Source organism: Synechococcus sp. MIT S9504 (assembly GCF_047497135.1).
Taxonomy (GTDB): Bacteria; Cyanobacteriota; Cyanobacteriia; order PCC-6307; family Cyanobiaceae; genus Synechococcus_C.
This window is the reverse complement of sequence record NZ_CP138942.1, coordinates 230899-255304: the sequence shown is the minus strand read 5'-3', so window position 1 is coordinate 255304 and position 24406 is coordinate 230899. Positions and strand designations below refer to the sequence as shown.

The 24406-nt window shown below is 59.4% G+C and carries 22 protein-coding genes; 6 read left to right on the top strand and 16 right to left on the bottom strand.

Annotation, left to right across the window (positions count from 1 at the left end; translation table 11 throughout):
- Positions 1 to 82: 82 nt before the first annotated feature.
- From msrA to SIB58_RS01275, 8 genes are read right to left on the bottom strand one after another with little or no spacing between them, the layout of a single operon-like run.
- A complete protein-coding gene (msrA, locus tag SIB58_RS01310) occupies positions 83 to 703 on the bottom strand; it encodes a peptide-methionine (S)-S-oxide reductase MsrA (protein ID WP_066911310.1) in 621 nt (206 codons plus the stop codon).
- An 11-nt stretch (positions 704 to 714) separates the two neighbouring features.
- Positions 715 to 1893, bottom strand: a complete 1179-nt coding sequence (gene lpxB, locus SIB58_RS01305) for a lipid-A-disaccharide synthase (RefSeq protein ID WP_066911251.1) — start codon at positions 1891 to 1893, stop codon at positions 715 to 717.
- Entirely contained in the window at positions 1893 to 2744 is an 852-nt protein-coding gene (lpxA, locus tag SIB58_RS01300) for an acyl-ACP--UDP-N-acetylglucosamine O-acyltransferase (RefSeq protein ID WP_066911307.1), read from the bottom strand. Before lpxA ends, lpxB begins: the two co-directional genes overlap by 1 nt.
- A 5-nt stretch (positions 2745 to 2749) precedes the next feature.
- Positions 2750 to 3178: a 3-hydroxyacyl-ACP dehydratase FabZ gene (gene fabZ / locus SIB58_RS01295; RefSeq protein ID WP_066911304.1), complete on the bottom strand. Its 429-nt coding sequence runs from the start codon at positions 3176 to 3178 to the stop codon at positions 2750 to 2752.
- Positions 3179 to 3220: 42 nt separating this feature from the next.
- On the bottom strand, positions 3221 to 4075 hold the full coding sequence (gene lpxC, locus SIB58_RS01290; RefSeq protein ID WP_066911248.1) for a UDP-3-O-acyl-N-acetylglucosamine deacetylase: 855 nt from the start codon (positions 4073 to 4075) through the stop codon (positions 3221 to 3223).
- Complete coding sequence (locus SIB58_RS01285; protein ID WP_066911245.1) at positions 4075 to 6438, bottom strand: BamA/TamA family outer membrane protein; 2364 nt, start codon at positions 6436 to 6438, stop codon at positions 4075 to 4077. The genes lpxC and SIB58_RS01285 overlap by 1 nt, the downstream gene beginning before the upstream one ends.
- 45 nt (positions 6439 to 6483) lie before the next feature.
- Complete coding sequence (gene purC / locus SIB58_RS01280; RefSeq protein WP_066911242.1) at positions 6484 to 7236, bottom strand: phosphoribosylaminoimidazolesuccinocarboxamide synthase; 753 nt, start codon at positions 7234 to 7236, stop codon at positions 6484 to 6486.
- Positions 7233 to 8228, bottom strand: coding sequence for a hypothetical protein (locus SIB58_RS01275; protein ID WP_066911239.1), 996 nt, complete (start codon positions 8226 to 8228; stop codon positions 7233 to 7235). The genes purC and SIB58_RS01275 overlap by 4 nt, the downstream gene beginning before the upstream one ends.
- A 101-nt stretch (positions 8229 to 8329) precedes the next feature.
- Here SIB58_RS01275 and purD point away from each other — a divergent pair, with 101 nt between their 5' ends.
- Both purD and SIB58_RS01265 read left to right on the top strand, forming a co-directional pair.
- Positions 8330 to 9646, top strand: a complete 1317-nt coding sequence (purD, locus tag SIB58_RS01270; RefSeq protein ID WP_066911236.1) for a phosphoribosylamine--glycine ligase — start codon at positions 8330 to 8332, stop codon at positions 9644 to 9646.
- 24 nt (positions 9647 to 9670) lie between these two features.
- Positions 9671 to 11764 (top strand): ATP-binding protein, encoded by a 2094-nt coding sequence (locus SIB58_RS01265; RefSeq protein WP_066911233.1) that lies wholly within the window; start codon positions 9671 to 9673, stop codon positions 11762 to 11764.
- On the opposite strand, the gene kaiC is transcribed toward SIB58_RS01265, so the two are convergent.
- From kaiC to SIB58_RS01250, 3 genes are all read right to left on the bottom strand, one after another.
- Positions 11765 to 13303 (bottom strand): circadian clock protein KaiC, encoded by a 1539-nt coding sequence (gene kaiC, locus SIB58_RS01260; protein WP_066911230.1) that lies wholly within the window; start codon positions 13301 to 13303, stop codon positions 11765 to 11767.
- A gap of 66 nt (positions 13304 to 13369) precedes the next feature.
- Positions 13370 to 13729, bottom strand: a complete 360-nt coding sequence (kaiB, locus tag SIB58_RS01255) for a circadian clock protein KaiB (protein ID WP_066911227.1) — start codon at positions 13727 to 13729, stop codon at positions 13370 to 13372.
- A complete protein-coding gene (locus tag SIB58_RS01250) occupies positions 13726 to 14616 on the bottom strand; it encodes a circadian clock protein KaiA (RefSeq protein WP_067326519.1) in 891 nt (296 codons plus the stop codon). Before SIB58_RS01250 ends, kaiB begins: the two co-directional genes overlap by 4 nt.
- 126 nt (positions 14617 to 14742) lie before the next feature.
- Here SIB58_RS01250 and rplU point away from each other — a divergent pair, with 126 nt between their 5' ends.
- On the top strand, positions 14743 to 15117 hold the full coding sequence (gene rplU, locus SIB58_RS01245; protein ID WP_066911221.1) for a 50S ribosomal protein L21: 375 nt from the start codon (positions 14743 to 14745) through the stop codon (positions 15115 to 15117).
- Between the two features lie 51 nt (positions 15118 to 15168).
- On the top strand, positions 15169 to 15435 hold the full coding sequence (gene rpmA, locus SIB58_RS01240) for a 50S ribosomal protein L27 (protein WP_066911218.1): 267 nt from the start codon (positions 15169 to 15171) through the stop codon (positions 15433 to 15435).
- A gap of 19 nt (positions 15436 to 15454) precedes the next feature.
- Here the strand turns inward: rpmA and SIB58_RS01235 are convergent, their stop codons facing one another.
- On the bottom strand, positions 15455 to 15916 hold the full coding sequence (locus SIB58_RS01235; protein WP_066911215.1) for a DUF2127 domain-containing protein: 462 nt from the start codon (positions 15914 to 15916) through the stop codon (positions 15455 to 15457).
- Between the two features lie 12 nt (positions 15917 to 15928).
- On the bottom strand, positions 15929 to 16690 hold the full coding sequence (locus SIB58_RS01230) for a class I SAM-dependent methyltransferase (RefSeq protein ID WP_066911212.1): 762 nt from the start codon (positions 16688 to 16690) through the stop codon (positions 15929 to 15931).
- A gap of 81 nt (positions 16691 to 16771) precedes the next feature.
- Between SIB58_RS01230 and truB the strand changes: the two genes are divergently transcribed.
- Positions 16772 to 17674, top strand: coding sequence for a tRNA pseudouridine(55) synthase TruB (gene truB, locus SIB58_RS01225; protein ID WP_066911301.1), 903 nt, complete (start codon positions 16772 to 16774; stop codon positions 17672 to 17674).
- Between the two features lie 50 nt (positions 17675 to 17724).
- Positions 17725 to 18468, top strand: a complete 744-nt coding sequence (locus SIB58_RS01220; RefSeq protein ID WP_066911299.1) for a YebC/PmpR family DNA-binding transcriptional regulator — start codon at positions 17725 to 17727, stop codon at positions 18466 to 18468.
- Here SIB58_RS01220 and SIB58_RS01215 read toward each other — a convergent pair.
- Genes SIB58_RS01215 through SIB58_RS01205 form a run of 3 tightly spaced genes read right to left on the bottom strand, consistent with a single transcriptional unit; the run spans position 18446 to position 24368 of the window.
- Positions 18446 to 22150: a hydantoinase B/oxoprolinase family protein gene (locus SIB58_RS01215; protein WP_066911209.1), complete on the bottom strand. Its 3705-nt coding sequence runs from the start codon at positions 22148 to 22150 to the stop codon at positions 18446 to 18448. The two genes, SIB58_RS01220 and SIB58_RS01215, sit on opposite strands and share 23 nt — an antisense overlap.
- Positions 22147 to 22956, bottom strand: a complete 810-nt coding sequence (locus SIB58_RS01210; RefSeq protein ID WP_067326516.1) for a glucosamine-6-phosphate deaminase — start codon at positions 22954 to 22956, stop codon at positions 22147 to 22149. Before SIB58_RS01210 ends, SIB58_RS01215 begins: the two co-directional genes overlap by 4 nt.
- Complete coding sequence (locus SIB58_RS01205; RefSeq protein WP_231857175.1) at positions 22953 to 24368, bottom strand: SpoIID/LytB domain-containing protein; 1416 nt, start codon at positions 24366 to 24368, stop codon at positions 22953 to 22955. Before SIB58_RS01205 ends, SIB58_RS01210 begins: the two co-directional genes overlap by 4 nt.
- Positions 24369 to 24406: the final 38 nt, after the last annotated feature.

Genomic DNA, 24406 nt, shown 5'->3' with positions numbered 1-24406 from the left:
GAGCGCAACGACCGCTACAGAATTTCCTCAGATTCCCGCAATCAAACCACCAGGAGTTGCTGAGTTCTGGTCACTACAACACCTACTTCGTCCAGGAATCACCGGTGCGAGCTTGGTCACCCCAGACCTGATCGAGGCGCTTATCCCTTCCGCAGGCCCAGCGGTAATACTTGTATTTGACTGAATTCAATTCGGCAAAATTCTGGTGGTAATCCTCAGCAGGCCAGAACTTTTCAAGAGGTTTGATCTCCACCTTGAGAGCGGATTGAGACACTCCAAGTTCCCTTGCCGCCTCTGACTGACTGGCGAGAGCCTCGCTGTTCTGTTGATCACTGCTGGTGAAGATTACGGGTCGGTAGGAGTCTCCGCGATCACAGAACTGACCCTCGCCATCGAAGGGATCCACGTTGCGCCAATACGACTGAAGAAGCCTGGGGTAACTGATCCTGGTCGAGTCAAACAGCACTTCCACCACCTCCTGATGCCCTGTGGTTTCAGCACTCACCTGGTTGTAGGTCGGATTGGACACGCTGCCGCCGCTATAGCCGCTTTCCACAGAGATCACACCAGGAAGTTTCTCTAGATCACTCTCCATGCACCAGAAACAGCCTCCAGCCAACACGGCGCTCTGTTGCTCGGCAAGCACTGAGGCGGGTGAGATCAGGAGCAAAGCTCCCACAAACAGGGATAACAAGATGCGGATCACAGGTGAACTCAGGTCGACAGCTGATCAAGGATTGCGGCAGCGGCGCGATCGGTCACTCCCGGTTCCCCCAGCGTTTGGCGTAGACGTTCATAGCCAATCAGCATCCGTTGGCGCTCATCAGTGCTCTCCAACAAAGGAATGGCCTGAGCAATCAACTGGTCGGCAGTGAAGTCTTCCTGCAAAAATTCAGGGACTAAGCGCTCCTTGAGCAGCAGATTCACTGGCGAAATGTGATCCACATGGAAGCGAAGCAGATGGCGTGCGACCCAGGCCGTCATGCGGCTCACCCGGTATCCGACCACCTGAGGGACTCCCTGAAGGGCCAGCTCAAGATTGACAGTTCCCGACTTGCCGAGGGCTAGATCCGCCGCGCTGAAAAGTGACGGTTTGAGGGCATCAGCATCGGCGGCTGGAATGACCCGTCCACGCACATCGGCGGCTTCAAGCGCCTCCTGAAGTTCGCGCTCAAAACGACTGAGACCTGCCGGCACCATCACCATCAGCTTCGGATCTCTTGCCTGCAGACGTGCCGCCACCTCCGCGAGCACGGGCATCAGATAGCGCAACTCCTGCGGCCTGGATGCAGGCATCAGCAGCAGCAAGCGTTCCTTCGGATCTAGGCCGAGCTGGCGACAGGCTTCAGCACGGTCAGGATTGCGGCCAGCAAGATCGAGCAGAGGATGGCCAACCCAGGTGACCTGCGCACCATGGGATGCATAGAAGGATGCTTCCTCCGGGAAGATCGCAAGAATGCGATCAGTGAAGGACAGAAGGCTGCTTGTGCCTTTGTCATTCATGCGCCATGCCCATTCCTGTGGAGCGATGTAGTAGGTAATGGGAACCTGCGGCAACTTGCGGCGCAGACGCTTGCCGAGACGCACATTGGCTCCCATGTAATCAATCAGCACCACTGCATCAGGGGGCCGAGCACTGAGTTCCCTGTTGACCCTCGACTGCAGCTTCAATGTGGGGACAACCTGTGGAAGGTGCTCCAGAAGACCGATCGAGCCCAGTGGAGCCGTATCGGCAAGAAGCTCCGCGCCAGCTGCATGCATGCGTGGTCCCCCAAGGGCCAGCACCTCAAGATCAAGGCTCCTCAAACAAGCCTGCCGATGCAAGGCCTGCACCAGAAGACTTCCCTGAAGATCACCAGACACCTCACCGGTGCTGATCAGCACACGCACCATCAGCGACCACCGAAAGCAGGCATGGGTCCACGCCTTCCCTGACTGATCGATCCCTCGAGGAAGGAGCAGAGATGATCGGCCAGAGGCATCAGGGGCTGCTCACGAGCAAGACGCAGACCTTCAGCAATCACATGGTCCGAGCGATAGAGCAGCGACCAGATGTCCTGAAGCTGCTTGATTTCCTGCCCCTGATCCTTGCGATCAAGGCCCCGCCTGCGCAGACCCACGCGATTGAGGCCTCGCACCCTTCCGGGGTGGCCCTCAACGAGGCAGTAGGGAGGCACATCCCGGTCCACCCTTGTCATGCCTCCAACCATGGCCATTCCGCCGATATGAACGAACTGGTGAATCCCCAGGCATCCACCGATCACTGCCTTGTCCTCGATCAGAACATGCCCGGCAACCTGGATGCTGTTGGACATCACGATGCCGTTGCCCAGAAGACAGTTGTGCCCCAGATGGCAGTAGGCCATTAATAGGTTGTGGTCGCCGATGCGGGTCTGCTCTCCCTCATCGGTGGCCCGGTTGATCGTGACGCATTCACGGATGGTGTTGTGATTGCCGATCACCACCTCTGTCGGAGCGCCTTTGTACTTGAGATCCTGAGGCTCGAGCCCGAGGCAGGCACCCGGAAAAATCTTGTTGTGTTCGCCAATGATGAGTCGACCGTCCAGCACCGCGTGGGGCCCGACCCAGGTATGAGGGCCAATGCGAACATCAGGACCCACAACGGCACCAGGGCCAATCACCACACCAGTGGCGAGCTCGGCCCGGGAATCGACTGCCGCAAGCGGATGAATCTGGGGAGGACGGTCCTCAGCAGTCACGGCGGGGGATCGCTGTTCACTCATCATGGTCAGTCAACCAGCGAGAACATGAGCTCCCCGGAGCAGACCAGTTGACCATCCACCGTGGCCTCAGCCTTCACCTTGCCAAAGCGCTTGCGTTTGAGACTCAGCAGCTCGCAGGTGATCAGCAGCTGGTCACCGGGGATCACCGGACGGCGGAAGCGCACGCCATCGATACCGGCAAAAACAAAAAGACCTTTGGGAAGATCGGGCATCTGGGTGACGATCAGACCACCCACCTGCGCCATGGCCTCCACGATCAACACTCCAGGCATTAACGGACGTCCAGGGAAATGGCCCTGGAACTGAGGCTCATTGAGGGTGATGTTCTTGATGGCCACAGCTTTTTCACCGGGCACGTGCTCCAGGACACGATCCACAAGCGCAAAGGGATAGCGGTGGGGAAGCAGTCCCATGATCTGCTCCGCAGTGAGCAGAGGCTGGGCTGCGGCGGTGGCGGAGGAGGAAGTCAAATCGGTTCAGGGCTGAGCATTGGATCGATCGGCCAGGGCCGCTGCCAGGTCGGTGTGCAGACCATGGGAGCCGCGGTAGACCAGCACCTGCGCCCGCGGAAAACCCACAAGCGCCAGATCACCGATCAGGTCAAGAAGCTTATGGCGCACCGGTTCATCGGGATAGCGCAGGGGTGGATTCAGCCAGTGGTCGCCATCACAGACCAGAGCGTTGTCAAGGGCACCACCCTGAATCAGCCCCGCTGCACGCAGTTGATCCACCTGCTCACGGAAGCCGAAGGTGCGAGCCGGAGCGATCTCCGCCACGAAACTGTCTGGCGTCAGTGCCAGTGCACATTGCTGACGACCAATGGCCGGCTGGGGGAAATCAATCACGCCCACCAGCGTGAACTGCTCAGCTGGCGTGGCGGTGATCACACTGCTGCCGCGATGCAGAGCGATCGGCTGCCGCAGCTGCGGCCTAGCCGGAGCAGGTGTTGATGCCGGGGCAAGGCCTGCCTCGGCAATGGCTTCCACCCATCCCTGGGAGGAGCCATCCAAAAGAGGAATCTCCCTGCCTTCAACTTCGAGATGCACATGGGTGAGACCGCACCCGGCGATAGCAGCAAGCAGGTGTTCCACCGTGGCGAGCTTTCGGTCACCCAGCTCGAGAGTGGTGCACAGCGGGCTGTCACGCACCTGGGAAGGCTCCAGCCTGAGCGGGTCGCCGCCGTTTGTTGGCCAGCTCACCCAGACGCCTGGCTGGGTCGAAGGCTGCAGGGTGACTGAGACCTCTTCACCGCTGTGCAGGCCAATGCCGCTGCGCCGGGCCGGACCCTCAAGGGTCCAGGCTCCGTCGTAATCATGAGGCCACAGGACCATCAGAACTTCCAGCCGACGCCCAGATTGAAGCGGTACTCTCCCGTGAAGTTTTGGCTGGCCACCTCCAGACGCAGAGGTCCTACAGGGGTGGTGACGATCACACCAATACCTGGAGAGACACCCGAACCTGGTTTGTCGAGCAGCTCACCTGGTTTGCCGGGGACATTGGCCTGGGATCCGAAATCGGTACCTGCATCGATGAACACTTCGCCCTGGAAGATGCTGAAGATAGGGAAGCGGTATTCAATGGTTGCTTCGCCGAAACTGCGCCCGACAGCTAGATCACAGTCGAACCAGCCGCGAACCGAGTTAGATCCACCCAGACAGAAGGCTTCATAAGGGGGCAACTGACCGATCACGGTGCCTGCCTTGATCTGGAAGGCCAGAGCCTGAGGACAATTCTCCGGTTCACCCTCCTTGGGGCGACAGCCCTTGGCGATCTTCAGCCACTTGACAGGAATGAAATGGGTGTAGCTGGTGCGGATGCGGTTGAAGGTCGGCGAGTTTTCTCCAACAGAGAGATATTGTTCCGTACCGAAACTAAAGAAATTACCTGAGGTCGGATTCCGACCATCATTCAGTGTGCTGTAAGTGGTTGCGACCCGAATACTGGCGAGCGTGTTCTGATCAGCGCAATTGAAGGCGGTACAAATCACCTCATCCTTGTTGACACGATCTTTTTTGATTCTTCTGCTGGCGATGCCGTAAGGCCTTGTCTCACCCGCATAGTTGATGGGACGAACAGCCTGAAGATTCAGTCCAGCCAATACCTGCCAGGGCACCTTCTTGAAAGGATCGCCGCCATTGAGCGGACGAGCAAAAATCACATTTCCGCCAATACGCTCCAAAGCGATTGAATCGCCCTCAAAATCAAACCAGCTGGTATCAGAAAACTCATCATTTGCCTCATCAACATTATCAAATTTGCTTCCAGCGGGATTATTACTGGAGCTAATGGAATAGGTCTTAGATGAGTCGTTATCGAAGTAATCATTCAGAGCAACAATATCTCCATCGTTCTGACTTTGGAAGACCTGAGGAACTTCCCGGCTGAGGAAGAAGGAGGTCCGGAAGGAAGTGCGATGGTTGTCTCCTTTAATCCAGGGATCGGAGAACGTGAGATTCGCAAGTCCACCGAACTGACCGTAAGTGAAGTTCAGTGCCAGGTCCCAGGCACGACCGAACAGATTGCTGTCGGAAAGCTGGAGCTGGCCAAAGACCCCCTGACTCTGGCTGTAGCCGAGACCACCTGAGAGCGAGCCAGTGGACTGCTCGACGATGCCCAGAACGATGGTGATGAAGCCTGGCTCACCTGTGACAGGCTGCAAGGTCACCTTCACATCACTGAACAGCGATGTGCCATACAAACGACGGATGTCGCTCTCAAGCTGGGTGCGGTTGAAAGGTTCCCCGGGCTTGATGGAGATTTCCCTGCTCACCACCCACGGCTTGGTCTTGCCCTTGATCGGCTCTCCTTTCTCGTTGGTGTCCTCCCCTTCCTTGTTGATGAATTTGACCTCGACACCGGCCACGGTGCCGATCAGCACCTTCAGCTGCACCACCCCATCAGGACTCACCCTGGTGGGTCCGCTAACACGGGCCAGTGAATAACCCTGATCGGCGTACCACTTCTGCAGCTCTTTCATGCGCAGCTGCAGCTCATTGAGGTTGAGCGTGCGGCCGTAATCGGAACTGAAGGTGTCCTCAATCACCTGAGGCTCGATCTTGTTGTCTTCAGGCTCAAGAACAACCTGGGTCATCACCGGGTTGGGAACCACCTGCACAGCCAGTTGCACACCCAGCGGACCGTTGATCGGCTCAATGCGCACGTCCGAGAACCATCCCGTGGCGTAGATCGCATCGAGATCAAGCTTCAGTTCCTCTCTCGTCACCCTGCTGCCAGGGCGCACACGCATGGCGTCATAGGCCGCGAGCTCGAGACGTTCCTGCTCTGGATGTCCATCGATGCCCTCAATGATCACCTCGGTGATCAACACCCTGGGCTGTTGTGGCCCCTCGTCAATCGGCTCGGCAACGGGAGTTGCGGCCGGGGCAGGGGTGACCTCAATCTGCTCAACGTCGATCTGCTCCTCGGTCAGCTCAGCCTCAACACCCTCAGCCTCAACACCCTCGGCCTCAACAGCTTCAGCCTCAACACCCTCAGTTTCGACAGCTTCTGACTCGACAGCTTCTGTTTCGACATCCACCTGTATCTCTTCAGCCTGAGCAGCTTCGATCTCAGTCCCATCAGGCTCAGCCTGGGCTTGCCCCGGCAGGCCGCTGATCAATGGAAGGGCGAGGGCAAATCCCACGGCACCTCGCCGAACGGCGTTCTTGGTTCGGCTGGAGGAGAAAGCGACCATTGGGGAGACGGAAGTCGGCCGTGCCGGCCACAAACGTCGGTGAACTTAACTGCAGTTGCGGGGTGTCGGGCAGGCCCCTTGTACCCGTTTGCAGACCTCCCCGTAGGCCTCGATCACACCGCCCAAATCCTTCCGGAAGCGGTCCTTGTCGAGGATGCGTTTCTCTGCATCCATGCAGGACAGATCCCAGAGTCGACAAGTGTCAGGACTGATCTCATCAGCGACAAGCAGCTCACCTGTGGCATTCAGTCCAAGCTCCAGCTTGAAATCAACCAGCTGCAGGTCGACACTCCTGAAGAAAGGAATCAGCACGGAATTAACCTTCCTGGCCAATGACTCGATCCGCCCCCGCAGCTCTCTGGAGACCAGACCCAGAAGTTCCAGGCGTGCATCCGTCAGCAACGGATCACCCAGGCCGTCATCTTTGTAATAGAGGTCAAGCAGAGCCGGTTCAAGGGCTGTGCCCTGGGCGATCGGCGTCTCGCGACAGAGCGATCCGGTGGCGATGTTGCGCAACACAACCTCAACTGGAATCACCTCGACGCGCTGGACAAGCATCCAGGTTTCCTCAGCGATTCCGCAGTAATGCGTGGGGATTCCCTCTCGCTCCAGCAACTCGAACAGACAGGCTGAGATCAGGCAGTTGAGACGCCCCTTGTCATCCAGCTGAGCCTTCTTCTGAGCGTTGAATGCAGTGGCGTCGTTCTTGAACTCCACCAGCACCTGCTGGTCGCTTGAGCCTGCATAAATGCGCTTGGCTTTGCCTTCGTAAAGAAGGTCGCCGTGAGAAATGGTCATGGCTGCTCGTTGACGCCGGTCGCGCCGGCTTCAGGTGCTGGTGATTCTCCCAGCGCGGCATGGCCACCCGGTGCCCTTGGCGAGCGCAGTTCCTGCTGAAGTTGCTGTTGTTGCTCCAGCGACCCTCCCGGCAGATCCTGATCGAGATCCAGCAGTGTGAAGCGATCATCCAGCCTGGTTGCCAGTCGCTGCAAGCGTTCGCGGGGACGTTCACCGCTGCCGCCGCTGGCAAGCTCCAGACGCAGCTGCAGCCGCAGCAAGTCCTCCGCCTGGTTCCAGGCCTGCTCCGCCGCGGCCTGATCGAGAGCCGCCTCGATCAGAGACACACTGCGTTCGGACTCCATCACATCCAGCAGCTCTGCAGCGAGACCAAGACGACGTGCTGCGATCACACCTGGCGTTCGGCCCGCAAGCAGGGTGATCACAGCCTGCTCGGGCTGCCCGGAGGCGATCTGCGCTTCTGCCAGAAGGTCAAGAGCTGAGCGAGTTAAGGGCAGTCCTTGCTCATCCAGACCCACGACAAGCTGCTCAGCATCGAGCCTGGTGAGGTCTCCTTCCGCCAGACGCAGCAGAGCCAGAACAATGCGCTCCTGATCCAATGCCGCACTGGCAGCCTGCCAGGACAGCAGCAGCCATTCCCGCCTTCGGCGACCGGGACCGGGGCCATAGCGACTGAGAACCACTTGGGCACTGTCCGGCGCCTTGCAGGACATCAGAGCCCTGGCATTGGCCATCACCACATCAAAACGCTGCGGTGCAGGAGCAACCAGCATGAGCCGATCACGCAGCAACTGGAGACGTTCATTGAGACCAAAGCTGGCCGACTCCTCGCAAGCCAACTTCAACTCAGGGATACCTCCTTCGATCAGAACGGTCTCGAAGGACTCCTGAAGCATGGGCCCTGAGGATTGGAGCGACACCGAGGAACCTGGCGCTTCGGAGCCAGGCACCACCGCCAAAAGAAGTGTCAGAGGCAGGGGGAGCAAACCCATGGGCCGGAAGGCGTTCAACAAAGATGGAACGATCTCTCCGCCATCAACAACAGCGGAGCGACGTTCAAACCTAAGGGCCTCCGCCCGAAACGCTTGCCTCCATGGCCCATTCCAGCTCCCGTCCTCAGGCCCTCCCAGCGCTCCGACATCTGCTCGTGGTGGGCGGTGGTGGCCGTGAACAGGCTCTGGCCTGGGCCTTACGCCGCTGCCCAGGAGTGAAAGCTGTATGGGTCACTCCGGGAAACGGAGGGACCGTCGACCTCGACGACTGCAAGTCGCTGGGGATTGGGGAACAGGATGCCGAGGGCCTGGTCAAAGCCTGCCTGGAGCAAGCAATCGATCTCGTTGTGATCGGACCAGAAGCCCCCCTTGCCGCTGGGGTAGCCGACCGTTTGCGCGATGCAGGACTGGCCGTGTTTGGCCCCAGCGCCGATGGAGCCCAGCTTGAGGCGAGCAAGGCCTGGGCCAAGGCTTTGATGCGGGAAGCTGGAATCCCCACCGCTGGCCACTGGACCGTCGCCAGCGTCAGCGAAGGGCTTGAGCTGCTGGAACAGCTTCAACGGCCACTGGTGGTGAAAGCCGATGGCCTGGCTGCCGGCAAGGGAGTCACCGTCGCCGAAACATACGAAGAGACCGCAGCGGCGATCCGTGACGCCTTTGCCGGACGCTTCGGCTCCGCAGGCGATCGGCTGGTTCTGGAGGAACGCCTGCAAGGTCCTGAAGTGTCTGTTTTCGCCTTATGCGATGGCGAGCGCATGGTGCTGCTGCCGCCAGCCCAAGACCACAAAAGGCTGCTCGAGGGCGACAGGGGACCGAATACCGGGGGCATGGGCGCCTATGCACCCGCTCCGTTGCTCGATGAAGCCGGACTCCAGCGGGTTCAGCAGCTTGTGCTCGAACCCACCCTGCAAGCACTGAGGGATCAGGGAATCCAGTACAGAGGCGTGATCTATGCCGGCCTCATGCTGACCCCGGAAGGTCCACAGGTGATCGAATTCAACTGTCGCTTCGGTGATCCTGAATGCCAGACCCTGATGCCCTTGATGGGTCCAGAACTGGCAACGGTTCTGCAGGCCTGCGCCCTCGGGTGTTTAGATCTGGCACCCGAACTGTCGATTGCCAGCATGTGCAGCGCTTGTGTTGTCGCCGCCGCTGAGGGCTATCCCGAGACTCCACGCAAAGGGGATGTGATCCAGCTGCAGTCGGATCCCGACAGGCAACGGCAACTGTTTCATGCCGGCACACGTCGTCAGGCCGATGGCACGGTGAAGACTGCCGGAGGAAGAGTTCTGACCCAGGTCGCCCAAGCGGCGGACTTTGATCAGGCCTTCGCCAGCGCCTATGCAGGCCTCGAATTGGTGCGTTTCAACGGGATGCAGTTCCGCCGCGACATCGGTCATCAGGTGCGCCGGTCCTAGTCTCGGTTGATGTGCTCCGGCGGAATGGCCAGCGATCCAGCCACGGCTCAAAAAGAGGCCCCGGCGGAATGGGCAACTCCAAGCGCCGGAGCTGAGGAAACAACCGCAAGAGGTTTGTGGCCGCAGGCTCGCTCCTGGTGGGCCGAATTCAGCCTTCAGACCAAACTGCTGGCCGTGGCAACCCTTGTGGTGAGCCTAATGATGACGGGCATCACCTTCTTCGCGCTGAACGGCATTCAGCGCGACACGGCAATGAATGACACCCGTTATGCCAGGGATCTGGGCCTTCTGCTGGCCGGGAATGTCAGCGAGCTGGTGGCGGAAGGACGGGACCGCGAACTCGCCAACGTCACAGAGACCTTCTGGCGTTCGAGCAGAAGTCTGCGCTACATCTTTTTCGCTGATCCGGATGGCATTGTCTACCTGGGGATACCCGTCAGCGGCAGTGACGACGCCAGCAACGAGGATCTGCGCCTGAGCCGGCGTCTGGAACTGCCGGATGAACTGCGCAACCGCACCCAGAATCCGCTGGTCCGCCAGCACATGACTCCCCAGGGTCAGGTCACGGATGTGTTCGTGCCGTTGGTGGAGAACAACAACTACCTGGGGGTATTGGCTCTGGGTGTGAACCCCAATGAAACCGCACTGGCCAGCGCAGCCCTCACCCGTGAGGTCACGGTGGCGGTGTTCATCTCCATCTGGGTTCTGGTGATTCTGGGCGCTGTTTTCAACGCACTGACCATCACCCGTCCGGTCAAGGAGCTGCTGAGAGGGGTTCGATCCATTGGCGATGGTGACTTCCGTGCTCGCATCGGCCTGCCGATGGGTGGCGAATTGGGAGAACTGTTGGATGGCTTCAATGCCATGGCTTCACAGCTGCAGGACTATGACGCTGCCAATATCGAAGAACTCCAGGCAGCCCAGGTCAAACAGGCTTCGCTGATCGCCACCATGGCCGACGGTGCGGTTCTGCTCGACGGTGATGGACGCATCGTGCTTGTCAACCCGACGGCACGACGCCTGTTTCGCTGGGAAGGTCGCAATCTCGAAGGCCAGGACTTTCTCAACGAGCTGCCGGAACTGCTGTCCGTTGAACTGCATGAGCCTCTCGATGCCGTGTTCTCCAAGCAAACGGACACCAATGAGTTGCGCAGCAGTGTCGGTGATCCACCGAGAACCCTGCGTTTCGTGATCCAGGCCGTTCGCGAGCCAAGCGGCGACACCCTCAAGGGGATCGCCGTCACCATCCAGGACCTCACCCGGGAAGTGGAGCTGAATGCGGCTCAGAGCCGTTTCATCAGCAACGTCTCCCACGAACTGCGCACACCCTTGTTCAACATCAAGAGTTACGTGGAGACTCTCCATGACATGGGAGACCAGCTCAGCGAAGAGGATCGAAAGGAATTTCTGGGCGTTGCCAACTCGGAAACAGATCGCCTCACCCGCCTGGTGAACGACGTTCTCGATCTTTCAAGACTGGAATCCAATCGAGTCGTTCAATTCTCTGCCGTTGATCTGCGCCCCGGACTGGAGCAGACCCTGCGCAGCTACCAGCTGAACGCCAGCGACAAGCAGGTTGAGCTGAGCCTCGAAGCCGACCGCGACCTTCCCGACGTTCTGGGCAACTGGGACCTAATCCTGCAGGTGCTCGACAATCTGGTCGGCAATGCGCTGAAGTTCAGCCGCAGCGGCGGTCGTCTGATGATCAGGGCCTACACGTGGCCCGACAGCTGCCAGATGGTGCCATCAGAACCGGACAGCGACAGCAACGAAGGGCCCACCTGCATCCTGAGTTCGCCATTGCCGAAGATCCGGGTGGAGGTGTGTGACACCGGCTATGGCATCAGTGAGGAAAGCCAGCAACGCATCTTTGAGCGCTTTTACCGGGTTGAGAATGCTGTTCACACCGAGGTGGGGACGGGGCTTGGCCTGTCGATCGTGCGAGGCATCCTTGAAAAACACGGCAGCATGATCTCAATGGCGAGCGAGCCCGACGTGGGTACGACGTTCTGGTTTGAGCTCCCGCTGGCTCAGGAAGATCCGGAGGAATTGCGGTGGAGAGCTGAGCGACAGAGTGAAGATGAACGCCTGGCTTTGACGCCAAATACGGAGAGCTGATCAGGCGTCGGGGGATACACCGCGGGCAATGCGCGAAAGCTCACTGCGCTCATCACTGCTGACCCGATTGGGCACCCCGGAGATGATCCGCTCAAAGTTGGAGAAGGAATCCTTGATCTGCGGACCATTACCGGTGATCACGAACTCACGGATGCCCTTGTCGTGCCAAGAACCACGCATCTTGAAGACATTGACGGCGCGGGCCATCTCTCCACGGATCTCCACGTACTGCAACAGCAAAATCGTGTCGGTGATGGTGGAGATATGGGAATCAGTGATCGAATGGCTGCCCATGAACTCCTCTGAGGTGTTCGTGAAGAAACCGGCGATTTCTTCCTGTTTCGCATAGCCGGTCACACCGATCACGAATTGACGGAAGGCGTTGTGGCTGACACCGCGCGCCAGGGCGGACAAGGAGTCAATCGCCATCCGTGAAGGCTTGAACTGACTGATCTCCGTCTTGATGATCTGCAGGTGATCCTCGAGGCCAGTCGATTCCGGATAGGCGCAGATGATCTTGAGCAGTCCGTCCTGCTCCATCTGTTCGAAATCAATACCCCAGCTGGTGCCGTTGCGGAGCAGCTGGGCTCGCGATTCCTCGTAGGCAAACAGGATGGCGCGTTCTTTGTTGCGGCAAGCATCCTCGATGAAATTCGAGACAAGCAGCGTCTTGCCAGTACCCGTGGCTCCGGTGGCCAGGATGATCGAGTCTTTGAAGAAACCACCGCCGCACATCTCATCGAGTCGGGGAACGCCCGAACTGATGCGCACATTCGAAGACCGCTGAGTGAGTTGCATGGCACCGAGCGGAAAGATGCTGATCCCATGCGCACCCATCGTGAATGGAAATTCTCCCTTCATGTGCGTGGTACCGCGCAGCTTGAGAATCTCCACGGTGCGCCGCCGGCGTTCGCCCTCCAGCACATTGCGCAGGATCACCACATTGTCGGAAACGAACTCTTCAACGCCGTAGCGAGCAATCGGACCGTATTCGTCGATGCGCTCCGTGGTCATCACGGTGGTGACACCGATTTCCTTGAGACGAGCAATCAGCCGGAAGATCTCGCGACGGACAACGAACACAGCGTCGTACTGCTGAAATACCGCAGTAATTGAATCGATCGCCACCCGTTTCGCCTTGTATTTGCGAATGGCGTAATTGATCCGCTCGATCAGACCGGACAAGTCGAAACTTCCGGCCACATCCTGACCATCGGGATCGGGGGATGCATCAAGGATGAACAGCTTGTCCTGTTCGACCATTTCCTGCAGATTCCATCCGAAGCTGGCGGCATTGCGGAGGATGTCGAGAGGCGATTCTTCGAAGGTGACAAAAATTCCCGGTTCGTCGAAGTGGGCGACGCCGTTGTGCAGAAAATGCAGTGAAAAAACTGTTTTGCCGGTACCGGAGGTACCGCTGATCAGCGTGCTGCGACCGATGGGAAGGCCTCCCTGACAGACGTCATCAAAACCCTCGATCCCAGTCGGAAGCTTCTGAACCTGCATCTGTGGAGAACCACTGGAGCTGGAAATCTGCATAACGACGCTCTTATGGCTGCAAGGTAAGGAAAAAACGAGTCATCACCTGCTGGTGCACGGGCAGGCTTAAGAATCTGATTCGGCTGACTCCACCTCTTCCAACGCATCCATCAACGATGAAGTGAGACTGTTGTCGGTGAGTTCGTCGTAGAGGAGGTCCAGTCCGATCAGCACCCGCTCACGGTCGGACAGATCGCCGATGATCCGACGCACCGGAGGGGGGAGGATTTTTGAGAGAGTTGGTGTAGCGAGGATCTTGTCCTCCTCCGCCAGCTGCGGATTTTTGAGCACATCGATCACCTTTAGGGCGTAGACGCCTTTGAACTCCGTCTCGAGGATGTTGCGCAGAGTCTTGAGCGCCCTCATGGAGTTCGGCGTGTTGCCGGCCACGTAGAGCTTGAGGATGTAAGTCTTGCGTGGGCTCATGGGGCCACCTCCGGATCGGTGAGAACGCGACGTTCCCCGGCCGCGGGTGTCAGGGAGACCTCAGCAGGTATCGAACGTCGATACATCTCGCAGAGGTGAGCCATGACATCGAGCAGAGCGAGGCGATAGTCCTGAAGAAAATCGTTTTTATGCCCTTCAAGTCTGAGCTGCTTCCAGAAGTCGTCAATGAGATTCATGTGGATCTCCACAGCTCGGGTGATCGGCAGATCCCCGAAGAAGGCTGTGTTCACGAAACTCTCCAGTGCCTGGTTAGCCGCAGCCGGATCCCTGAAGTAGCTGATCAACAGATCCCGATAGGTGCGCTGAAGTGACTGAACGAGGTCCCGCTGCTCATCAGGAGGGAGGTTGGCCAGAAAGCGAGAGGGGTCTCGCTTGTAGAAAACGCCCAGATACCCGAGTCGCTCCTGCAGGCGACTAGACAGCTTCCATGCACTGCCATCCATGGAAGGCATGGCGTTCTGTTCAGCGCCGTCTTCGGGTCTGGCATCCTTCTGCCCCTGGCGCAGGAAGCGAGGAATGGAGGCATCAACGTTGTAGCCCAGCTGCTCTAGCTGATCTCCAGGCAGATGGACCTCTTCAGGGTGGTAATCCACACGCCCCATCAACTCACCCACCACCACAGCGGGGAACAACAAACCCTCACTGCCGAGAGCTTCACGGGTCTTGTCATCCAGCAGGCACTGCTCAATCACGACGGCATCCACCGCTTCACGCTGGCGGGAGAGCAGTTCAACAACACCCTGACCCGACTCGACGGCACCGAGATCAACGGGTGAATAGCGATTCACCGGCAGCCATTGGCAGCAGATCTCAACGAGATCTCTCGTCTTGAGCAGCAAAGCGATCGTAAGTGCCGGACGAGCCATCACCGCGACAGGATCCTGAGCTGAATCTTGACGAAAGGGGCTAAGAAGACCGAGGATCTTTGTTTGTCTTTCGATTGCGGCTCAGGCCAAATCGGCTTGTCCGAGCCTGACCGCGTCCCTCAGCACATGGCCGAATCCAGCTCAACAACCTCTGCAGCTCAAGAAACAGGCACCTACGCGATCGTCGAGGCATCCGGTCAGCAGTTCTGGCTGCAGGCCAATCGTTACTACGATCTCGACCGACTGAACGCTGAGGTCGACGCGACCGTAACTCTCGACAACGTTCTCCTCGTGAAGGATTCCAAGGGCACAACTCTTGGCAAGCCTTATGTGAAGGACGCCAGTGTGGAGCTGAAGGTGATGGCGCACCGCCGCGGCCCCAAGGTGATCGTTTACAAAATGCGCCCCAAAAAGAAGACCCGTCGCAAGAATGGTCATCGTCAGGAGATGACCAGAGTCATGGTTCAGTCGATTTCCGTCGGTGGCAAACCCATCAGCTGATCATCCGGATCAATCTCAACCAACGTTCTCCCTCCTCTTCCATCCCTCCCCATGGCTCATAAGAAAGGCACAGGTTCAACCCGTAACGGCCGCGATTCCAATTCCAAGCGTCTCGGAGTGAAGGCTTACGGCGGAGAATCCGTCACCGCAGGCTCCATCCTGATCCGTCAGCGCGGCACTTCAGTTCTGCCCGGAGTTAATGTTGGTCACGGCAAGGACGACACTCTCTTTGCACTGACTGATGGCGTGGTGAAGTTCGAGACGATCCGACGCGGACTGCGCAATCGCAAGCGCATCAACATCACAGCTGCTGTTTGACCAGCACGACGTCTCCTGATCAAGGACGCCGCTCTGAGCTCAGTGCCATACGGGTTGTCAACACAAGGCCAATCACGGTGAGCCCCAGAACAATCCATGTTCTGGGGCTTTGTTCATGCAAGGCATCGACGAGTTCCAGAGGCAGAGCGAGGCCGAGGACTCCGACAAGTAACCACTCGCCCCAGCGGCGACCCACCCATGTGGCCCAGGCCGCCACAAGGATCAAGGCGGCATAGAGCCCCGAAACAAAAGCCAGACGCATCAGACGTGTCGGGCCCAAAAGAGTTCCCTTCACTGCCAGCGAAGAAAGAAATTGACGGTCCGCCTTCCCCCAGGTTTCGGCGAAATCCGACAGCTCGGCATAGTGAACATCCCCAAACACAGCGGCCAGGCTGATCGCAAGGAGAACTCCGGCCAGGAGGAGCTTCTTAACCACAATCAGACGAATCAGCCAGCGACCCTGTCCTGAGATCTGGGCCATCGATCGTTCAGCTCAGCTGTCCTCAATCGGACGGTAGACCCTGGTTGTGATCAGCAGTGGATGAAACAACTCCAGGAAGCGGCTCTGCAAGCAGCGAAAAAAGTCTTCCACCAGCCGCGGGTCATCGAAGTGAAAGGGGTACTCACCGTCGTGCCCCTTGAAGAAATACCAGTTGAGTAGAGCCCGACCGCCGGGATTGAGGCGTTGGTGAAACTCCATCAACTGCCTCGAGGGATCAGGAAGGTGCTCAAGCACATCAAGACACACCACCGTGTCGAAACGCCGACGGGGAAGACTGTCGAGATCGCGGTGGACACTCACACGCTTCTCAAGTCCCAGACGATTAGCACGGTCCTGGACAAATCCACGGTTCTGAGGATTGAGATCCACAAACCAGACATGCCGAACGCTCTCCAGACCCGCTGCAGCCAGAGCATGCGTTCCAATACCGCCTCCGAAATCGAGCACATCGCCATGAGCAAACAGCTTCTGCAGCCGCAGAGTGTCTGCGATGTAGTCGGCACTGCTGAGATGCCAGGCTGCCAATTCGAACAGATGGCCCGTGCCAACCGTGTCCTCATAGAAATCAGCCGCTCGCTCAGGATCGAAAGCTCCCGGATGCATCGCTGCCAGATCCTCAGTGCTCTGAGGCAGTCGCTCGGCGACTTCCGCTGCTGAGAGCGATAGGTAAGACGCGAGATGCTCCTTCACTGAGAAGCCGCTGTCGAGAAACTCCTGAATGTCCACACCAGCGGAGGCATTGAGTGACTGCATGGACCATCAGGACGCGATCGGGCAAACCTACGTGCGAGCCCACTGGTGCCAAAGGCAGGGTGCCACAGTCGACAGCTGGACATGGCTTGCACATTGACTGCGCCCATCGGCTTCGCCGTGATCGACAAGCCGGCTGGAATCACCTCCCACACTTGCGTCGCTCGCATCAGGCGAGTGCTGGGCATCCGCAGAGTTGGTCATGGCGGCACTCTGGATCCCGCGGTGACCGGTGTCCTGCCGATCGCAGTGGGACAGGCGACGAGGTTGTTGCCTTACCTGCCTGGTGAGAAAACCTATCGAGGCGTGATCCAGCTGGGGATCACCACCAACACCGACGACCTGCAGGGGGATGAACTGTCCAGACAATCAGTCCCAGATCTGAGCTCAGAAACGCTGGACCAGGCACTGAGTCGGTTCCTCGGCGCGATTAGCCAACAGCCCCCTCAGGTCTCAGCCGTGCACGTGGATGGTGAGCGTGCTTACGCCAGGGCCCGTCGCGGCGAGCAGATGGAGCTTGCGGCACGGCCTGTGACCATTCATCAACTGCGACTGCTGGGGTGGAATGCAGCGCAAGCCCGTTTGAGCGTGGAGGTGCATTGCTCAGCCGGCACCTACATCCGTTCACTTGCCAGAGATCTGGGTGCAGCACTCGGATGTGGAGGTTGTCTGGCCAGCCTGCGGCGAACCCAGGCCCTCGGCTTCCATGACCACCAAGCGGTGGCTCTGCCTGCCGCGCCGGACGAGGTCGGCCAGGGGGAAATGACCTTGATGCGCCCCGAGCTGGCCTTGCCTCATCTGCCGAAGCGCCTGCTCAGTGCCAGCGAACAACTGGACTGGAGCTGTGGGCGCCGGATCACCCCCGGCATCAGCGGCGCGGCTGATGCTGTGGTCGTTCTCAGTGACGGAGGGCGCATGCTCGGCCTCGGTGTTCCCGATGCAGAGGATGGTCTGAAACCGAAGGTGGTGTTTGAAGCGCGGGGGTGATGCTGCAAGCTCAGTACTTTGCAGTAAGCAAACGGACGCCGAAGCATCCGATGGCAGGCCACAGCAAATGGTCCCAGATCAAACGCACCAAGGCCGTGGTGGATGCCAAGCGAGGAGCTGTATTCACCAGGATCGGACGCGAAATCAGCGTGGCTGCACGCCAGGGCAGTGACCCTGATGGCAATTTCCAACTGCGCACGGCGATTGTTAAGGCCAAGGCCGCTGGAGTACCAGCAAGCAACATCGAAAGAGCCATCGCCAAAGGCTCCGGAAAGGCTGGTGACACGGAACAGCTTGAATCAATCCGCTACGAGGGTTATGGCCCCGGAGGAGTGGCTGTTCTGGTGGAAGCACTGAGCGACAACCGCAACCGCACCGCAGCCGCTGTACGGCTGGCCTTCAGCAAACACGGCGGCAACCTCGGCGAAAGCGGATGCGTGAGCTATCTCTTCCAGCACCGCAGTGAAGTGAGCCTCAGGAGCCCGGCGATCAATGAGGAGGCACTGCTGGAATGCCTGCTCAATCTGGAGGCCGATGGTTATCAGCTCAGAAGTCCCGAGGAAGCCCTGGTGCATGGTCCCTTCGAAGCGCTCGAATCCCTGCAGAAAGGACTGCGCGATCAAGGCTGGGGGGTCTCGGAATGGGGTCACTTCTGGCACCCCCTTACCCAGGTGAGACCGGACAACGAAGAGAGCACCCAACAGTGTCTGAAGTTGCTGGACGCCTTAGAGGAACTCGACGACATCTGCAGTGTCAGCGCGAACCTCAAACTCAGCGATGACCTGACCGCATAAGTGGCTCAAAGCCACCACCACCGGGAGTGCCGATCAGCAGTCGATCCCCTGGATTGACCTGAAGCTGCACGCAACCATCCAGCTCCTGCACCGTTCCATCGGCCCGGGTCAGCAGCGCCGTTCCCGCTGCGCCCGGTTCTCCCCCGGCCAGGCCGAAAGGGGCAACAATCCTGGAACCAGACAAGAGCGCTGCCGTCATTGGTTCCAGAAAGCGGAACTCCCTCTCCAACCCGTCGCCTCCAGGCCAACGACCGACTCCGCCGCTACCTCGACGGAAGCCGAAGCGTTCAAGCCTCACTGGAAATCTCTGCTCGAGAATCTCAGGGTCGGTGAGCCTGGAGTTGGTCATATGCGTCTGCACTCCGCTTGATCCAGCGAAGCCCTGGCCTGCTCCTCCGCCACCGGCGATGGTCTCGTAATACTGCCTGCGCCCGTCACCGAAGGTGAGGTTGTTCATCGTGCCCTGGGCCGCGGCCATCACCCCGAGAGAAGCAAACAGCAGATTGCAGAGCGCCTGCGATGTTTCCACATTGCCGCCGACGACTGCAGCCGGCGAGCTGGGGTTGAGTAGGGAGCCCTCCGGGACGATCAGGGTCAACGGCTGGAAACATCCGGCATTGAGGGGAATCGGCTCCTCAACCAGACAGCGAATCACATAAAGGACGGCAGCCTTGGTCACCGCCAGTGGAGCGTGAAAATTGTGCTTGCCCTGGGGACTGGTCCCACAGAAATTGAGCAAAGCCTCTTGCCGTTTCCGATCGACCTTCAAGGCCAGCTTGAGCCTTGCACCGTTGTCGAGATCAACCTCGAAGGTGCTGTCCTGAAAACGGTCGATCAGGCGCCGAACAGTGGCTGCAGCATGGTCCTGAACATGCTGCAGATAGCGCCGAACACGCTGGCAGCCCTCCAGCTGGAGCAGCTGATCGAACAATTCAGTGCCCAGATGATTGGCCGCTGCCTGGGCCTGAAGATCTGCCCAGAGAAGTTCGGGGTCTCTTGGGGGTGAGCTGAGCCCCTGCAAAAACTGATTCCAACCTTGCCGATCCGGCGTTCCCCTGGCGGACAACCAGTGGTTGCGCACCAGCAGACCTTCCTCCTCAATGCTGGAGCTGAAGGGCGGCATCGAACCTGGTGTCAGACCACCCACATCGGCGTGGTGCCCGCGACAGGCCACAAAGGCGAAGGGATCGTGATCTCCCTCCACAAAACAAGGTGTGATCGCCGTGATATCAGGCAAGTGGGTGCCACCGTGGAATGGATCGTTGCTGATCACGGTGTCTCCGGCCGCCAGCGCAGGCCTCTCACCGCGTTGGATCTGCTCCAGCAGATCCACGACCGCATCACTCATCGAACCCAGGTGCACAGGGATGTGAGGCGCATTGGCCACGAGCGCCCCTTGCGAATCGAACAGCGCACAGGAAAAATCCAGCCGCTCCCTCATGTTCACGGATCGACTGGTCTGACGCAGCCGTTCTCCCATGCGCTCAGCAATTTGCATGAAACGGTGATGGAAGAGGCTGAGATCCACAGGATCCGGGACCTTGTCCTGCTCGTCAGTCGCTCCACTGGCATCCGTCCCGGCATAAGACCTCGAAGAGGCAGCCCTGGATGTCCCCTCGAGCAGCACACTGTCGTCATCCAGCAGCCGGGCCTTCCACCCTGGCTCCAGAACGATGCTCGCCGTGGGGTCCAGGATGAGCGCGGGCCCCGACAGCTGCTGATCGCACTTCAACTGCCAGCGCTCCAGCACAGGCACATCACACCAGCCCTGCTCTCTCCAATGAACCTGAGCCCGCTGAACCCTCACTGATGAGTGGGCTTCGGTGCCATGGCCTTCAGCATTGGATTGAAGGGAGCTCTCCGCCCTCGCATCAAGCACCTCCACCTCGAGGCGTTCGGCGATCAGAGGGGCCGTGCGCGGCGGCGTGTAGCCAAACCGAAGCCGATGAGCCTGGTCAAACCAGGTTTCAAGTTGATGCAGATCCAGGTCTTCAACACCTGATGCCAGTGAGAGCATCAGACCTTGTTCGCCAGAGGCATCGCGCAGCTCGATCCTGATCTGACGCTCCGCTGCTGCCGAAGACCCAGCGGAGAGCTGCTGCAGTCCCACGAGTGCTGTGCTCAGGTCAGACCTAACCATGGCCGGCAACTGAGTCAGCAATGTCGCGTCAAGTGGACGACGGATGGAACGCTGATGCAGCTGGCGCTGACGGGCCTGGCCAAGGCCATAGGCCGAGAGCACCCCAGCCAGAGGGTGGAGCAGCACCTGCCTGAGACCTAGAGACTCGGCCAGTCGACAGGCCAGCTGCCCTGCAGCACCGCCATAAGCAACCAGCACTCCTCCACGGATGTCATGGCCACGGAAGAGGGAGACATGGCGGATCGCTCCGGCCATCGCCTCGACAGCGAGGTCAAGAGCACCTTCGGCCAGCTGCTCGGGGGCCTGGCCCAGTTGAGAGGAAAGCGCCTGAAACTGTTGACGGGTCGCCTGTAGATCAGGAGGCTGATCGCGATCAGGTCCGAAAACTGCCGGGAAGGCATCTACCTGCAGTCGGCCCAGCAGCAGATGGGCATCCGTGATGGCCAGAGGGCCACCTCGGCGATAGCAGGCAGGCCCTGGTTCAGCTCCAGCCGAGCGTGGACCCACCGTCAGGCGACCACCATGAGCACTGATGATCGATCCCCCTCCTGCCGCCACGGTATGGATCGGCAGCCGCGACGCTGTGAGCTGATATCCGGCAATCTCGGTTTCAGCATTGCGTTCCCACTCCCGGTCAGCCGCGCCCGAAGGCAGACAGAACACATCCGTGCTCGTGCCCCCCATATCGACACCCACGAGGGCCGAGGCTCCAAGGCCCGCTTGTTGAGCGGCGGCAACAGCTCCGATCATGCCGCCGGCAGGGCCCGAAAGGATTGTGTCTTTGGCGAGCAGTGAATCTGGATGTTGCAGAGCTCCACTGGAGGTCATCACCCTCAATCGGGCCTGATCACCCAAAGCAGCTTGAACCTGATCCAGGTAGGCGGAAAGCACAGGCCTGACGGCAGCCTCCACCACCGTGGTTTGTCCTCTTGGAACCAGGCGCGGCAGTGGGCTGGCCTCATGGGAACAGACCACCGTTCTGAACCCAGCGCTACGAACTAGCTGCGCCAGCGCCTTTTCATGTATGGGATCACGCCATGCATGCATCAGCGCAATGGCGCAACAGCGGATGCCGTTCTGGTGATGACGCTCAAGCCTCTGCATGAACTCGTCCTCGAGCAGCAGTGCTTCCAACTCCCGTCCATCCGCATCCAGGCGACCGGGAACCTCTTCAACGGCGGCCAGCAACGTTGGTGGTTTGGCAATGGCCAGAGCAAAGAGGTCCTGACGGTGCTGGTCACCGATCAGCAACAGGTCAGCCAGGCCGCGATTGGTGACCAGCAGCACAGGCTCTCCCGCCCCCTCAAGCAGTGCATTGGTGGCAACGGTGGTGCCCAGCCGCAGTTCCTCGATCAATCCAGGATCAATCCGCTGCTCGGGAGTGAGCTGCATCAACTCGCGCATGGCGGCAACAGCCGGATCCCCGGGAACATCCGGCTGTTCAGAAAGCACTTTGCGCACCAACAACTGGCCGGATGGATTGCGTGCCACCAGATCGGTGAAAGTGCCTCCACGGTCAATCCAGAACTGCCAGCTGTTCAAGACAACAGCGGCAGGTGAGCACAGGCCGCATCATCCACCCAGACATGCACTCTTGAATGGCGCTGCAGCCAACTGGCAGGTACTTCGGCACTGCAGGGGTCCAGCAAAGCTGTCCGCAGAATCTCTGCTTTGGCGGCTCCGGTAACGATCAGATGGATCTCCTCAGCAGCAAGAATCTCATCAAGACCAAGGGTGATGGCCTGCTCAGGGACCCTATCGGGGCTTCCGCCGAAAGCACTGGCATTCTGAATCCGCGTGGCTCGCTGCAACGTCACGACACGGCAGCGACTGCTGGGTTGTGACGGTGGCTCGTTGAAACCCACGTGACCATTGCCACCAAGACCCAGCAGCTGAAGACCGATACCGCCTGCCTTCTGCAACGCAGATCCATAGCGTTGGGCCTCTTCGGCTGGATCCTTGGCCGTTCCATCCGGCAGCTGCAACTGGCAGGGAGAGAGATCGAGATGACAACCCAGTTGGGCATCCATATAGGCGGCGAAGCTGCGGTTATCTCCGGACGACAAGCCCACGTATTCATCAAGGTTGAAACTCAGCCAGCAGCGTTTCAATTGTTCGAGCTGTGGTATTGGCCATGCCACCAGACGCTGAATCAAAGCCTCGTAGAACGGTTCCATGGTCCTTCCCGTCGCCATTCCCAGCGGCTTGAAGCGCTCCCCTTCAAGGGCCTGGGCGAGATGGGCCGCCACGTGATCCACGATTGCCTCCATCAGCGCGAGCGGCTCCGGGCGGCGATGCAGCGCAAGTTTGGACAGAAACTGGGGCACGCAACGATCGCGGCAGGTCAACCCATCAAGGCTGGCTCCGAACCGGTGCTGAATGCCACTGATGGGTCATCAGCCGGTCGGTACGGCCTGATCGTTGCCCCGCGGTAGTAGTGATGGAGAATTTCACGGAAATCAGCGCCCTGACTGGCCAGTCCGTGGGCTCCCCACTGGCTCATGCCCACTCCGTGGCCATAACCCTGGCCTGCTGCTTCCAGCACAATCGTGCCGAGGGAAGTCACTGGAATGCTTCCGGCGCGAATCGATGCGGTCAAGCCCGCTCTGGGCGGGGGTGGGGGCAAGGGAGCCGCTGTTATGACGGGCGCTGGTGAAGCCGGATCAGCCGCTCCGCCAGTACCGCTGGCGGAATCACGCCAGAGTCCGATCAGCTGCGGCGCTGACTCCGATCCATGATCGGCGGGATCAATGGACTCGCCAGCATCTTCCAGCTCTGCCTGCAGCAAAGAGAAACGCACCATCGTGCTCTTCAAGCCCAGACGCTGACGCAGTTGACGACCTGTGAGTACGAGGGACCCAAGCGGGCCTTGAATCCGAGCTGAACGGACCCTGCCGGTTGAGCTGGTGCTGAGCACACTCAACCGCTCCACTCCACCGGTCTCTTCAAAGCGGCGGCGCAGATCGCCTTCATCGAAACGTTGGTTCCAGCGATGCACAGGACTGTGCTGGTCATGATCTTGAACGCTCACGAGATAGGGCAGCTGGTTTTGCCAGACCTCTCCGCTGGGCTCAGTAGACCCCCCGGAACTGCTGTGAAAAACAGCATTGATCAAGCGGCCGTTATGCACCAGAACAAGAGAGCGGGTTGTGGCGACCGCGCTGCGGGTACTTGGAGTCTCCGATTCGATGCCTTTGTAAACCTGGCTGCTCACCGTGGCCTTCACATCGAAATCCGGCTTGCGTCCCCGTTGGCGAAGGGCGTAGGTCCGGGCAGCGACGGCCTGGGCCTGCAAGGCTGCCAGCGGCCACTTGGCAGGCATCTCACTGCCAACGACACTGGGGAGATAGGTCTCAATGCCCAGCTGATTAATCGCCTGGATCCTGCCGTTGCGGACCAGGAGCACCAGATCTCCGCGATAGCGCCGGCGCCCGAGCCAGATCCCACGGGGGTCAGTCGTGCTGATCCGAATCGAGGCGAGGCCATCTGCACTGCCATCCGCAAGAGTCAGGCGCCCCCTCCGCAAGCGAACCTGCAGACGCTCCAGGCGGCGTTCGTGACGGGCGATGCCATGCACGAGCAGGGGCTGATCGCCATCGGAGCGCAGGATCAACTCCGAGCCTTCTGCCACCAAAACACGCATCTGCGGCTCCTGGGCAGTGACCGCAGTCCTGGCTTCAGCGGCCAGGGCAATCACAGCCAGTGGCAGCGTCAGGGCTGCTCCAGCAGCAGCACGACCGATGGAAATGTGCAGAACCACTCATCAGGCCAATGGTTGCTCAGTGTGCCCCGCCCTGC

Bases quoted from the DNA above. Each gene is read 5' to 3' on its own strand.
- SIB58_RS01230 (WP_066911212.1), bottom strand. From the start codon at position 16,690: ATGCAGTCACTCAATGCCTCCGCTGGTGTGGACATTCAGGAGTTTCTC.
- purD (WP_066911236.1), top strand. From the start codon at position 8,330: ATGGCCCATTCCAGCTCCCGTCCTCAGGCCCTCCCAGCGCTCCGACAT.
- kaiB (WP_066911227.1), bottom strand. From the start codon at position 13,729: ATGAGCCCACGCAAGACTTACATCCTCAAGCTCTACGTGGCCGGCAAC.
- kaiC (WP_066911230.1), bottom strand. From the start codon at position 13,303: ATGCAGATTTCCAGCTCCAGTGGTTCTCCACAGATGCAGGTTCAGAAG.
- SIB58_RS01265 (WP_066911233.1), top strand. From the start codon at position 9,671: ATGGCCAGCGATCCAGCCACGGCTCAAAAAGAGGCCCCGGCGGAATGG.
- SIB58_RS01285 (WP_066911245.1), bottom strand. From the start codon at position 6,438: ATGGTCGCTTTCTCCTCCAGCCGAACCAAGAACGCCGTTCGGCGAGGT.
- lpxA (WP_066911307.1), bottom strand. From the start codon at position 2,744: ATGAGTGAACAGCGATCCCCCGCCGTGACTGCTGAGGACCGTCCTCCC.
- lpxB (WP_066911251.1), bottom strand. From the start codon at position 1,893: ATGGTGCGTGTGCTGATCAGCACCGGTGAGGTGTCTGGTGATCTTCAG.
- SIB58_RS01250 (WP_067326519.1), bottom strand. From the start codon at position 14,616: ATGGCTCGTCCGGCACTTACGATCGCTTTGCTGCTCAAGACGAGAGAT.
- SIB58_RS01220 (WP_066911299.1), top strand. From the start codon at position 17,725: ATGGCAGGCCACAGCAAATGGTCCCAGATCAAACGCACCAAGGCCGTG.
- SIB58_RS01275 (WP_066911239.1), bottom strand. From the start codon at position 8,228: ATGGGTTTGCTCCCCCTGCCTCTGACACTTCTTTTGGCGGTGGTGCCT.
- truB (WP_066911301.1), top strand. From the start codon at position 16,772: ATGGCTTGCACATTGACTGCGCCCATCGGCTTCGCCGTGATCGACAAG.
- rpmA (WP_066911218.1), top strand. From the start codon at position 15,169: ATGGCTCATAAGAAAGGCACAGGTTCAACCCGTAACGGCCGCGATTCC.
- SIB58_RS01235 (WP_066911215.1), bottom strand. From the start codon at position 15,916: ATGGCCCAGATCTCAGGACAGGGTCGCTGGCTGATTCGTCTGATTGTG.
- lpxC (WP_066911248.1), bottom strand. From the start codon at position 4,075: ATGGTCCTGTGGCCTCATGATTACGACGGAGCCTGGACCCTTGAGGGT.
- purC (WP_066911242.1), bottom strand. From the start codon at position 7,236: ATGACCATTTCTCACGGCGACCTTCTTTACGAAGGCAAAGCCAAGCGC.
- rplU (WP_066911221.1), top strand. From the start codon at position 14,743: ATGGCCGAATCCAGCTCAACAACCTCTGCAGCTCAAGAAACAGGCACC.